General features: G+C 62.7%; 12 protein-coding genes and 1 pseudogene. 12 read left to right on the plus strand and 1 reads right to left on the minus strand.

Features of this window, described 5'->3' with window-relative positions; genetic code table 11:
- Positions 1 to 56 precede the first annotated feature (56 nt).
- The 10 genes from JQ587_RS13925 (at position 57) to JQ587_RS13970 (ending at position 9,236) form a co-directional block, all read left to right on the plus strand.
- On the plus strand, positions 57 to 824 hold the full coding sequence (locus JQ587_RS13925) for a biotin/lipoate--protein ligase family protein (RefSeq protein WP_212425659.1): 768 nt from the start codon (positions 57 to 59) through the stop codon (positions 822 to 824).
- Positions 821 to 1,348, plus strand: a complete 528-nt coding sequence (locus JQ587_RS13930; RefSeq protein WP_212425660.1) for a DUF6505 family protein — start codon at positions 821 to 823, stop codon at positions 1,346 to 1,348. The genes JQ587_RS13925 and JQ587_RS13930 overlap by 4 nt, the downstream gene beginning before the upstream one ends.
- Complete coding sequence (locus tag JQ587_RS13935; RefSeq protein WP_212425661.1) at positions 1,345 to 2,352, plus strand: DUF6352 family protein; 1,008 nt, start codon at positions 1,345 to 1,347, stop codon at positions 2,350 to 2,352. The genes JQ587_RS13930 and JQ587_RS13935 overlap by 4 nt, the downstream gene beginning before the upstream one ends.
- Entirely contained in the window at positions 2,349 to 2,813 is a 465-nt protein-coding gene (locus JQ587_RS13940) for a DUF3305 domain-containing protein (protein ID WP_212302477.1), read from the plus strand. Before JQ587_RS13935 ends, JQ587_RS13940 begins: the two co-directional genes overlap by 4 nt.
- Before the next feature lie 47 nt (positions 2,814 to 2,860).
- Positions 2,861 to 3,493 (plus strand): DUF3306 domain-containing protein, encoded by a 633-nt coding sequence (locus tag JQ587_RS13945; protein ID WP_212425662.1) that lies wholly within the window; start codon positions 2,861 to 2,863, stop codon positions 3,491 to 3,493.
- A gap of 132 nt (positions 3,494 to 3,625) precedes the next feature.
- Complete coding sequence (locus JQ587_RS13950) at positions 3,626 to 4,405, plus strand: Cro/CI family transcriptional regulator (protein ID WP_212302637.1); 780 nt, start codon at positions 3,626 to 3,628, stop codon at positions 4,403 to 4,405.
- A gap of 29 nt (positions 4,406 to 4,434) precedes the next feature.
- A complete protein-coding gene (locus JQ587_RS13955) occupies positions 4,435 to 4,653 on the plus strand; it encodes a twin-arginine translocation signal domain-containing protein (RefSeq protein WP_212302479.1) in 219 nt (72 codons plus the stop codon).
- Between the two features lie 2 nt (positions 4,654 to 4,655).
- On the plus strand, positions 4,656 to 7,598 hold the full coding sequence (locus tag JQ587_RS13960) for a formate dehydrogenase subunit alpha (protein ID WP_212425663.1): 2,943 nt from the start codon (positions 4,656 to 4,658) through the stop codon (positions 7,596 to 7,598).
- A 12-nt stretch (positions 7,599 to 7,610) separates the two neighbouring features.
- A complete protein-coding gene (gene fdh3B / locus JQ587_RS13965; RefSeq protein ID WP_212302481.1) occupies positions 7,611 to 8,207 on the plus strand; it encodes a formate dehydrogenase FDH3 subunit beta in 597 nt (198 codons plus the stop codon).
- A gap of 33 nt (positions 8,208 to 8,240) precedes the next feature.
- Complete coding sequence (locus JQ587_RS13970) at positions 8,241 to 9,236, plus strand: formate dehydrogenase subunit gamma (protein ID WP_212425664.1); 996 nt, start codon at positions 8,241 to 8,243, stop codon at positions 9,234 to 9,236.
- Positions 9,237 to 9,253: 17 nt separating this feature from the next.
- Here the strand turns inward: JQ587_RS13970 and JQ587_RS36895 are convergent, their stop codons facing one another.
- Positions 9,254 to 9,376, minus strand: a complete 123-nt coding sequence (locus JQ587_RS36895) for a hypothetical protein (RefSeq protein WP_283815627.1) — start codon at positions 9,374 to 9,376, stop codon at positions 9,254 to 9,256.
- Between the two features lie 398 nt (positions 9,377 to 9,774).
- On the opposite strand from JQ587_RS36895, the pseudogene solA reads away from it, so the two are divergent.
- Together solA and dusA are read left to right on the plus strand one after the other, a co-directional pair.
- Positions 9,775 to 10,934 (plus strand): annotated as a pseudogene (gene solA, locus JQ587_RS13975) (N-methyl-L-tryptophan oxidase).
- 330 nt (positions 10,935 to 11,264) lie between these two features.
- The gene (dusA, locus tag JQ587_RS13980; RefSeq protein ID WP_283815628.1) at positions 11,265 to 12,314 is read left to right on the plus strand and encodes a tRNA dihydrouridine(20/20a) synthase DusA; all 1,050 of its coding nucleotides are present in this window, start codon (positions 11,265 to 11,267) and stop codon (positions 12,312 to 12,314) included.
- Positions 12,315 to 12,336: the final 22 nt, after the last annotated feature.

Consider the following 12,336-nt stretch of genomic DNA (forward strand, 5'->3'; position numbering starts at 1 on the left):
GACTCGCGCCGATCAGTTGTCTCGTATAAATATTCCCTATCGGGAAGAAAAGGAAAGTGGAGGACGGCCTGCGGTCGACCCCAACCAGCCATATTTCCCTGGCGGAGCCAATTCATCTGCCGCCGCCGTTCGCACTCGTCCGGCTGCGTGAGGGCGGAGATGCCTTCGCCCACGCTTGCCGCATTGCACCCGAAAGTGGCGCCGGAACGCTGGTCTATGTCGGACGGTTCGATCTTGCCGAATTTGCAGTGGTGCTCGAGCCGAGCGAGCCCTTGGGCGCAGCGCGACGCGCCTTCTACGCCAGCATGGTCGCGCTCACGGATTCTCTCCGCGCCTATGCGCCACCGAACAAGGTCATTGCGATCGACTGGCCCGACGCGGTCAGGATTGACGGCGGGCTGGTCGGCGGCGGTCGGATGGGATGGCCGCCGTCCGCGCGCGAGGACGAGCCGCCGGCGTGGCTAGTGTTCGGCGCCATGATCCGGACCGTCGCTATGACTGATCCGGGACCCGGCGTTCATCCACTGGCGTCAGCGCTGGACGAGGAGGGGTTTGGCGATGTGGGGGCCGTGCAGGTGACCGAGAGCTTTGCGCGCCACCTGATGCGGGCAATCGACGGTTGGCAGGTCGATGGCTTTGACGGCATCGCGCGCGACTATCTCAGTCGCGTACCGCGCGAGAGGCAAACGCTTCTGCGGATTGACGGTCAGGGCGATCTCCTCACGCGGCGGCTCGGCACCGACACGACTGAGCGGGGTGGGCTCGTGGAGGCACTCGCCACGCCATCCTGGTTCGATCCGAAGCTCGGAGGGCCGCGGCTATGAAACTGCTGCGCACCATCGCGCTAGATCCGTCCGACACCATTATGTTCGACGTGCCGGCCGTATCAGGCGAATGGGCCATCTCCGGCGCCTTTCGCTTCTGCGATCGGGATCCGGCGAAACTGAGCGGCAAGGGGCGCGCCGCCTTCCGCAGCGGCTTCCTTGGCGTGCAATCCTGGGGCTGGTCGACGCTGGCGCAGATCGTTCCGGCGACCGAGGATGATTGCCGGGCGCTGGTCGAACTGCTTGCCAGGCAACTCGTCGATCGCTTCGGCGCGCCGGATCTGGCAACGGCGCGGCCTGCCGCAATAGACGAAGTCGCCTTTGTGCAATCGCTCTGTACCCATCCGATCAGCTCGCTCATTGCGGTGCACCGCGCGGCCAATGACGGCGAGGTCCGCGAGACCTTCCGCAGGTTGCAGTTGCGGAAAGGGCAGGGCCATGGCAGGGCGTTCTCGTTCATGGAGGTGGAGGAGGACAGCGATCTCAACCTTGCGGACATCGCTGGGGAGCTGCAACACCGATGAAGGATTTCTGGATCGCGTGCGGCCATCACTTGCTCGATCGTGATGCGAGCGGCGGGCTCCATGCGACCGATGAATTCCTGAAAGCCTACTTTGCCCGCCCCGAGCTGATGCCGCCGGACAATGCATGCGTGATCGAACGAAGGCTGCACCGCGAGCTGTTCGCCGATCCGCACAAGTTCGTCAACGCGGGCGAGGTCGCTGCGATTGCTGATGCGGACGCCCGCGAAAATTGGCGGTTCGTGCTCGCCTTTCGCGATCTCCTCGCGCGACATGCGACGCTCGAGGCGGCCTACCTCGCAACCGTCCGGTCGCGTACCAACGATCTGCCACCGCTGTTCGTCAATCAACTCGTGCAGGTGATCCTGCGCAACGCGCTCGATGGCTGCGACGACGCGTACGTGCTGCGCGCTGCGGAACTGTTCTTCCGTCCCCAGCGCATCCTGCCGCATGAGCGGGCCTTGTTGCTCGGCGATGAGGAGGTTGTCAGCGGACTCAGCCTGACTCCCGTGCTCTCGCTGATGTCGATGCTGGGAGCTGCGACCGACGCCCAGCTGGACGTATTGAGCGACGGAAATGCCGAGGAGTATTGGCAGCGCAGCGACCATTTCGACATGGCGCTCGACCTTACCTCAGGCGGCCGCGGACCGGCTGCGCTTGCGCAGGCGATGGCACGCTGGATCTCCCATCTGCTCGCGATCGATGTCGCGGTCGAACCGCTGCGCGAGCTGCATGATGCGCGGCTCAGCTGGTATGTCGGTCTCGACGCCGACGCCACCGATCTCGGCGACCGTCTCTGGCATGGCGAGCAGCTCGACGAACGCAGCGCCGGCCGCGTGATCGCAATGTTCCGGTTGACCTTTGCGGTCGGTAGCCAGGCGATAGACGAGGTACGGGGGGAGCCGGTCTATCTTATCCTCGCGATGACGCCTGACCTGAAACTGCGGATGAAACCGCAGAATCTGCTGACGGGGCTGCCGATCAAACCTCTGGAGATGGTGATGTGAGCTCTGCCGCGCTGCCGCTTGTACGCATCCCCGTCGGCATCGTGGTCGAGCGGTGCAAGGCGGGCTCGCGATGGGCCGACTTCGTCTGGCGTGCCGTCGCAGTCCTGCCGGACGAGCCGAGGACGAAGCCGTGGACCGTGCTTCGCGAGGAGCACGGTGCGACCCTGTTCTATGCGGGCAGCGCCACAGTCGATCTCTATCCGTCCGAAACGGCGCGCTATCGCGACAATCTCGCCTCGGGTAATCCTAGCATCTGGACGGTGTTGTCGCCTGCGGAAGGTGCCTGGCCCTATTCGGTGACGGCCGCTACTGCCGATCCCGCGGAAGGCGAGGCCTTCACAGAGGCCGGCGGCAATCTCGTCGAGCCGGTGGCCATTCCGGAGATGCTGCGGGGGGCGATTGCAAGCTTTGTCGCTGAGCACCATGTCGAACGTGAGTTCTTCAAGCGCACGCGCCGGTAAGCCGATCCGGAGGCGCTGGCGCGCCGCCAGCATGAAGGCGGATATAAATGAGTGAGGACAAGTTCCTGAAACGGTGGTCTCGCCGCAAGCAGGAGGCAAGGGCGAATGCTACGCCGCCGGAGACGGCAATGCACGACGACGTGCAATCTCCGCCGCCGCCCGCCGTCAAAGACGAGGAGCCCGAATTCGATCTGTCGAGCCTGCCGTCGCTCGACTCGATTACGTCCGAGACCGACATCACGTCATTTCTGCGCAAAGGGATTCCACAGGAGTTGAAGCGTGCGGCTCTTCGTCGCGCCTGGTGCGCCGATCCTGCCATTTGCGGCTTCGTCGGGCTCGCGGAGAACGCCTGGGACTTCAACGATCCGACCGCAATGCCTGGCTTCGGCCCGCTGGATTGCTCCGAGGCAGAATTGGCCGCGCTGGTTGACCGGATCGTCGTTGGCTTGGGCAAGGCGGCCCAATCCCCGCCGGATCTGTCCGTCGAACCCGAGGATTCTTCACGAGAATTGCATCAGGAGGATGAACCTGGAGCGGCCAGGGACGCGGCTGACGGACCTACCGCGGCCGAGCTCGCGTCCGCTCCTGTTGCGGCGCAACCGGCGGTGGCTGAAGACACCAAAGATGAAACCGATCCTGTGCGGCGAAGCCGGACGCATGGTGGCGCGCTTCCATCCTAGATGCTCGACCAAAGGCCTATAGCCTCTGGCTATGGGCAAGCGTTGACCACCCGCGGAGCGAGGACTACGCTTCGCTATTGCTTTGTTACAAAAGCAAAAATCAAGCACCTGGGACTTGGATTGGAGGTCCGCGTGCGTGATGATGGCCTTGATCGCGCTATTGACGCTGCTGGCGGCGTTGCCCAGCTTGCGCGAAAAATCGGCATCAGCCAGCCCTCCGTTTCGAGCTGGAGCAAGGTGCCCGCACAGCGGGTGATTGCAGTCGAAGCCGCGACTGGCATTTCTCGCGGCGAATTGCGGCCTGATCTTTTCAGCAAGCAGCCCCTGCCTGCGAGACCGGGTGATCCCGTCGACGCGGCGCGCGCGCAGGAATATTTGCTGCTGGCTACGCTACTGTCCGCTGCGCCGTCAGGAAAGCTGCTTGATCAACTGGCTGCATTGACCGGTGATGCGACGACGCTCGGGCGAGCGCACATTGCACTGGCTGCGGCCGCTGCCGACACGGTCGCAGCGAAGGTCGAGCGCGAACATTTCGATCTGTTCGTCGGCCTCGGCCGCGGCGAGCTGTTGCCCTACGCCTCCTACTATCTGACCGGCTTTCTCAATGAGCGGCCGCTTTCGCGCCTGCGCGCCGACCTCGCCGCGTTCGGGATCGAGCGTGTTGCGAACAGCTCGGAGCCGGAAGATCACGCGGCCATCCTCTGCGAGGTCATGGCAGGTCTTGCGGGTGGCCGCTTCGAGGCTTCCTGCGAAGCGCAGCGCTCCTTTTTCGAGAAACACGTCGCCCCCTGGATGGGTCGTCTGTTCGGCGACATCGAGGGCGCAGAGAACGCCACTTTCTATCGTGCTGTCGGCGCGCTCGGCCGCGCCTTTATCGAGATCGAGATGAAAGCATTCACGTTCGCCAACTGACCTGCACACGTAGGTCCAGGAGAGATGCGATGAGTGAAGGGAAGGTAACCACAGTCGGACGCCGCGACTTCCTACGCAAGGTTGGTGCCGGCACGGTGGGCGCCGGCGCTACGCTCGCGACACCGCTGGTCGGGTCCGCGCAGGCCGACAGCGAGACCAACGATGAGAAGCGCAAGGCCCGCTACAAGGAATCCGATCACGTGAAGGCCTTTTACCGAGTCAACCGTTATCCGGCTAAGGGAGGCTGACCGTGCTGATCAAGCGAACAAACCAGCGTTCCCTGCGCCACGGCTCCGTCTCGGAGTCCCTTGCGGGTCAGGGCGGCGGTCTCGACCGCCGCAGTTTCCTGCGCAAATCCGGGCTTGCAGGCGGCGCACTCGCCGCACTTGGCACTCTACCGCTCGGCGGCGTGCGCAAGGCAGAGGCGGCGATGGCCGGCCCGCTCACCGTGGGCGCGACCGTCCGCAAGAGCATCTGCACGCATTGTTCGGTCGGCTGCACGGTAACGGCGGAGGTCTTGAACGGGGTCTGGATCGGCCAGGAGCCGAGTTGGGATTCCCCGATCAACCGCGGCTCGCATTGTGCCAAGGGCGCCTCCGTGCGCGAGCTCGTGCATAGCGAACGACGCCTGCGCTATCCGATGAAGCTCGTCGGCGGGCAGTGGACGCGCGTCTCCTGGGACGCCGCGATCAACGAGATCGGCGACAAGCTTCTGGCCGTGCGTGAAAAGTCGGGCCCCGATTCCGTCTATTGGCTCGGCTCGGCCAAGATGACCAACGAAGGCGCCTATCTGTTCCGCAAGCTAGGGGCGTTCTGGGGAACCAACAACACTGATCACCAGGCCCGCATCTGCCATTCAACGACCGTCACCGGCGTCGCCAACACCTGGGGCTACGGCGCGATGACCAACAGCTACAATGACATCCGCAATGCGAAGACGCAGATGATCCTGGGCGGCAATCCGGCAGAGGCGCATCCGGTCTCGCTGCAGCATCTGCTCGAGGGAAAGGAGCTGAAAAAGGCCAACTTCATCGTCATCGACCCGCGCCTGACGCGCACGGCCGCGCATGCGACGGAATATGTTCGGATGCGGCCAGGCACTGACATTCCCGTGCTTTACGGCATGATGTGGCACATTCTCCAGAACGGCTGGGAGGACAAGGAGTTCATCCGGCAGCGGGTCTACGGGTTCGACGATCTCCGCAAGGAAGTGGAAAAGTGGAATCCGGAAGAGGTCGAGCGTGTCACTGGCATTCCCGGCGAGCAGCTCAAGCGCGTCGCCAAGATGTTCGCCACTGAAAAGCCGGCGACGTTGATCTGGGCGATGGGGCAGACCCAGAAGACCGTCGGCACCGCCAACGTGCGCGCCAGCTGCATCCTGTTGCTGATGACCGGCAATGTCGGCGGAGAAGGTAAGGGAGCCAATATCTTCCGCGGCCACGACAACGTACAGGGCGCGACTGACGTCGGGCTCGATATCGTCACGCTGCCGTTCTACTACGGCCTCGCCGAGGGTGCCTGGAAGCACTGGTCGCGGGTTTGGGAGGTCGACTACGACTTCCTGAAGTCGCGCTTCGATTCCAAGCAGATCATGGAAACCCCGGGCATCCCGCTGACCCGCTGGTTCGATGCGGTGACGCTGCCGAAGGATCAGGTGGCGCAAAAGGACAACGTGCGGGCGGTGTTCGTGCAGGGGCACGCTTCCAACAGCATCACCCGTATTCCTGAATCCCTGAACGGCCTGAAGGCGCTCGAGCTGCTCGTCATCGCCGACCCGCATCCGACGACTTGGGCCTCGCTCTCGGTCGAGGCAGGACGTAAGGACGGTGTCTACATTCTCCCGGTCGCCACGCAGTTCGAGTGCAAAGGGTCGCGCGTCGCGTCAAACCGCTCGCTGCAATGGGGCGAGCAGATCGTGAAGCCGATTTTCGAATCGAAGGACGATCTCGAGGTCATCTATCTGATGGCGAAGAAGCTCGGCTTCGCCGACCAGATGTTCAAGAAGATCAAGATCGAGAACAATCTGCCGGAAGCAGAAGATGTGCTGCGCGAGATGAATCGCGGCAGCTGGTCGACCGGCTATTGCGGGCAATCGCCGGAGCGCCTCAAGGCGCACATGAAGAACCAGGCGAAGTTCGACATGCTGACGATGCGGGCGCCCAAGGAAGATCCCGAGGTCGGGGGCGATTATTACGGTCTGCCTTGGCCGTGCTGGGGATCACCGGAGGTCAAGCATCCCGGCACGCCGCTGCTCTATAACACCAATCTGCATGTGATGGATGGTGGCGGCACGTTCCGGCCGCGCTTCGGCGTTGAGCGCGAGGAGAAGCTGCCGGACGGGACCACGCGCAAGCTCAGCCTGCTGGCGGACAAGTCCGCCTCGAAGGATTCGGAGATCCAGGATGGCTATCCCGAATTCACACTCGCGAGCCTGAAGAAGCTCGGCTGGGACAAGGATCTCACCGAGGCCGAAATGGCCGTGATCAACAAGGTCAATCCCGCCACTCCCGATGCGGTGTCGTGGTCGCTCGATCTCTCCGGAGGCATCCAGCGGGTCGCGCTCAAGCACGGCTGTGTGCCCTACGGCAACGGCAAGGCGCGCATGAATGCGTTCGGCCTGCCGGATCCGATTCCGGTGCATCGCGAGCCGATCTACACGCCACGTGTCGACCTCGTCGCGAAATACCCGACGTTGCCCGATGCCAAGCAGTTCCGCATGCCCAATATCGGTTTCTCGGTGCAGAAAGCTGCGGTGGAGAAGGGAATTGCAAAACAGTTTCCGCTCATCCTCTCCTCGGGCCGTCTGGTTGAATATGAGGGCGGCGGGGAGGAGACCCGCACCAATCCGTGGCTTGCCGAGCTGCAGCAGGACATGTTCATCGAGATCAATCCTGCCGATGCCTCCGATCGCGGCATCAAGGACGGCGGCTGGGTTTGGGTCACCGGCGCGGAGAACAATTCCAGGGCGAGAATGAAGGCTCTCGTCACCGAGCGCGTCGGCAAGGGCGTCGCCTGGATGCCGTTCCATTTCGGCGGTTGGCTCGCAGGCAAGGATCTTCGCGGCAACTATCCGAAAGGTACCGACCCGATCGTGCTTGGCGAAAGCGCCAACACGATCACCACGTATGGATACGATCCGGCGACGGGGATGCAGGAGCCCAAGGTCACCCTCTGCCAAATTGCGGCGGCATAAGGAGCAACGACGATGGCCCGTATGAAATTCCTCTGCGACGCCGACCGTTGCATCGAGTGCAACGCCTGCGTCACCGCGTGCAAGAATGAGCACGAGGTTCCCTGGGGCATCAACCGGCGCCGTGTCGTGACCATCAACGACGGCAAGCCCGGCGAGCGTTCGGTCTCGATGGCCTGCATGCACTGCACCGATGCCCCCTGCGCCGCCGTGTGTCCGGTGAACTGCTTCTACACCACGGCCGATGGCGTCGTGCTGCATTCCAAGGATCTCTGCATCGGCTGCGGCTATTGCTTCTATGCGTGTCCGTTCGGCGCGCCGCAATATCCGAAAGTCGGCAATTTCGGCTCGCGCGGCAAGATGGACAAATGCACCTATTGCGCCGGTGGTCCCGAGACCGACGGCAGCAAGGAGGAATATGAGAAATATGGCGCGAATCGACTTGCCGAAGGCAAGCTGCCGCTGTGTGCCGAGATGTGCTCGACGAAATCGCTGCTCGCTGGCGACGGCGAGATCATCGCGCAGATTTACAAGGAGCGCGTGATGAAGCGCGGCTACGGCTCGGGGGCATGGGGCTGGAAGACGGCTTATCGCGAGACGATCGAGTCCTGACGCAAGCGGTGCGCGCAAGACCGGGAGGAGCTCATGGCGTCATTTGGAAGGTTCATTCGATTGGGCGTCGGGGCGTGGGCGTTGCTTCTGCTGGTCATCGTGGCGCCGGCGTCGTCGGGTGCCCAGCAGGTCAATCCAACCGCGAGTTCGGTCAAGGAGCAGCAGTTGCTGCAGGAATTGAACCGGATCCAGGGGCGGGTCAGTATCCCGGATCAGCGGTCAGGTGTTCTCGAGCAGCCGCAGGGGCGCGAATGGCGTGAATTCCGCAATGTCACGCTACGGTGGATTGGTGGCGTGGCGATCGTCGGTATGCTGGCGGTGCTCGTGATCTTTTATCTTACGCGCGGCATGGTCCGCCTCGAAAGCGGCCGATCGGGACGCACCATCGTGCGCTTCAATATGTTTGAGCGGTTCGTGCACTGGATGTCCGCGACCTGCTTTATCATTCTGGCGATCTCCGGCCTGAATATCACCTTCGGCCGGCCGCTGCTGCTGCCGCTGATCGGATTCGAGGCGTTTTCGGAATGGTCGCAATGGGCGAAGTATGCCCACAATTATTTGAGCTTCCCGTTCACCATTGGAGTCGTGCTGATCTTTCTGGTGTGGCTTGGCAACAATATCCCGAGCAAGCTGGATGTCGAGTGGATCAAGCGGGGAGGCGGTTTGATCGGGCATGATCACCCGCCGGCCCGTCGCTTCAACGCGGGCCAAAAGGGGATCTACTGGATCGTCGTGATCGGCGGCGGTCTCGTCGCTGCGACCGGATATGTCCTCATGTTCCCATTCTACACCACAGGGATTGAAGGCATGCAGATGGCCCAGATCGTTCACTCGATCGTTGCGGTGTTGTTCGTCGCGGCGATGCTCGCGCATATCTACATCGGCACGATCGGTATGGAAGGCGCGTTCGAGGCGATGGGGTCAGGCGAAGTTGACGTCAATTGGGCGCGCGAGCATCACAGCCTGTGGTTGGACGAGGAAACGTCGCGCACAGGGCAGCCGCGCCGCGCGGCCTCTGCGGCGGAGTAGCGGTTCCTGGCTGCTCCCTAGAGACGCACGCCGGTGGTCGCAAAGGCCTGTGCGACGGGCTCCTGGATGCCGCTAAGCATCGCAGCCGAGGCTACGGCGATCACGACAGCCGCCACGCAGGCGAGCAAGAAAGCTTTCATCCGAATCCTCCACAAATTCTGCATGGCGCACGCGACCCTTAACACGTCGCACGCGGAACTCGCGCACGACAGCAGATGTGACAGTCTGCGGGCGGTCGCAGCAGCCAACCGCCGGCCGAACAGTGGACGGCAGGCGTGAGTTATACTCGCATTGCGAGATGAGTATAACCGCGGCGCCTCATGATCCGAAAGCTCAAAGACGTTCTGAGTGCTCCGGGTCCTGCCTGTGCACTCCTGCTCTCGTGCGCGCGACGTGTGCACCGAGAATCCGAAACGGTAATTTCGGCTTCCAATTCATGCATATGCCGTCCTCGAAGAGCCAAACAGCGGAGGCTTGGTCCAACCAAATTTCTCAATCGGTCCAGTCACAGATTGGATCGGCATTTCGCTCAGGGATCATGACTGACCAAGCGGATTTCGTTGTCGTTGGTCTTGGCGCGATGGGCAGTGCCATCCTTTATCAGTTGGCCAAGCGCGGCGTGCATGCGATCGGAATCGATCGTTTCGTGCCCCCACACCGTGTGGGGTCGAGCCACGGAGAAACCCGTATCACGCGGCAGGCGGTCGGTGAGGGTGGCGTCTACGCTCCACTCGTCCTCAACTCCCACCGGATCTGGCGCGAGCTCGAAGCGGATACCGGTGAGAAGCTGCTGAATGATTGTGGCGTTCTGGTCATCGGGCCCGGCGCGGGACCGACCTCGCACTATGGCAAACCGGACTTCGTTGCGCGCTCGGTCGAGGTCTCCCGCGATTTCGGCATCGAGCACGAAATGCTCGACGGTACGGAAGTTGCCCGCAGGTTCCCTCAATTCCTGGGCCTCGCAGGAAACGAGAAGGCTTACTATGAGCCTGGCGGCGGCTATGTGTTTCCCGAGCGCTGCATCTCGGCGCAACTGAGCCGCGCCTCGCAGCTTGGCGCGCAAATCCGCACCGACGTAGAGGTTCTTTCAGTCGACCAGCACGGCATGGTCCGTGTCGAGACCTCGAGTGGAACGATCGAGGCGCAGCAGGCCGTGGTTACGGCCGGTGGCTGGACAGCGCCCCTGCTGAGAGCGCCGTTCGATCGCCTGCTGACCGTCAATCGCCAGGTTCTTCACTGGTACGAACTGGACGATGCCGCCGCTTACGGGCCTGACGCGCCGGCGTTCATCTGGATGCATGGCGCGACCGACGTCGACTATCTCTATGGCTTTGCACCGCTGCCGGGCGATCGCCGCATCAAAGTCGCGACCGAACAGTATGAGACGCGAACGACCGCTGATACCATCAACCGCGAGGTCGATCCGGCAGAGTCCGCCGAGATGTACCGCAGGCCCGTCCAGGGACGGTTGGCAGGTGCGACGCCGCGCGTGGCTCAAGCGGCCGCCTGTCTCTATACCGTCACTCCCGGTCCATCATCGATCACCATCCGTGCCATGACCGCATTTTCGTGGTCTCGGCGTGTTCCGGCCACGGTTTCAAGCACTCCGCCGGAATCGGTGATGTGGTTGCCGACCGATTGACCGGCGGGCGCAATCATGTCGATCTGACTTCGTTTGCGATTGCTCGTTTTGAGTAGTTCCAGCCGCTCTCCCATAGATTGACCAGCGCTTCGGCGGAATGCGCTCGATCAGCAAAAGGCCGTCAGGAGGGCTACGACGATCCAGCGGAAAAGCGGTGGGAGCGGCCGGCCGATCTCGCAGGACGCATAGCGCGCGTCTCGGAGATGATATGAGCCGATAGCTCACGGCCTATTGAGCTGCCGGATCATTCTCGCCGATGCTGGCTGTCCAAGGTTCTTCCCGGCGCCTTGAGGCGTGAGCTTGCTCTCCCTGTCAAGAAGCGAAATTCTTTCTGTTGAAAGTGGTGCATGCTTGGGCAATGAATGTACCGCAATGACCTGAGCGGGATGGCTCGGAAGCGGTACCGCGGGCTGCGCGAGCTGAAAATCAAGATCAAGCTGTTGAATTTACAAAGATTAAAGTTCTCCGTGGCTCCGATGATGGATTGGACCGACCGGCATTGCCGGGTGTTCCACCGCCATTTGTCGAAACGGGCGCTGCTCTATACCGAGATGCTGACGACGGGTGCCATTATTCATGGCGATCGAGAGCGGCTGCTTGGTTTCGACACTGTCGAGCATCCCGTGGCGCTCCAGCTTGGAGGCTCGGATCCAGGCGATCTCGCGAAGGCTGCGCGGATCGGTGAAGAGGTCGGCTATGACGAGATCAACCTCAATGTCGGCTGCCCGTCCGATCGTGTGAAGGACGGCCGCTTCGGTGCCTGCCTGATGGCAGAGCCGGAACTCGTAGCAAGGTGCGTCGACGCGATGAAGCGCGCAGTGTCCGTTCCCGTTACGGTGAAATGCCGCATCGGGATCGATGACCAGGATCCGGAAGTTGCGCTTGATGCGCTCGCGCGGGCCGTCGTCGCTGCGGGCAGCGACGCGCTGATCGTGCATGCCCGCAAGGCTTGGCTCAACGGCCTGTCGCCGAAGGAGAACCGCGACATCCCCCCGCTCGACTATGATCGCGTCTATCGGCTCAAGCGTGCGATGCCTGATGTGCCCGTCATCATCAATGGCGGTGTTCTGAGTATCGAGGAGGCGAAGGCGCATCTTGCGCATGTCGATGGCGTGATGCTTGGCCGCGCCGCATACCAAGAGCCGTGGCGGCTGCTCTCGGTCGATTCCGACATCTTCGGTGAGGCGTCGCCCCATGCGACGATGCAGGACGCATTCGAAGCGATGATGCCCTACATCGAGGCGCAGCTCGCGCGTGGCACGCGGATGCACGCCATCACGCGGCATTTCGTCGGCGCTTTCCATGCCGTGCCTGGTGCGCGCGCATTCCGCCGCCATCTCGCCGAGCAGGGTGTGAAGCCGGGGGCCGGCATCGATGTCCTGCGCGATGCGATCGCATGCGTCTGTGCCCACGCACCGGCAGAGGCGGCTGCCTGACCACCGTCATGCGAAGAGCCGG

Source organism: Bradyrhizobium manausense (assembly GCF_018130615.1).
Classification (GTDB): domain Bacteria; phylum Pseudomonadota; class Alphaproteobacteria; order Rhizobiales; family Xanthobacteraceae; genus Bradyrhizobium; species Bradyrhizobium manausense_A.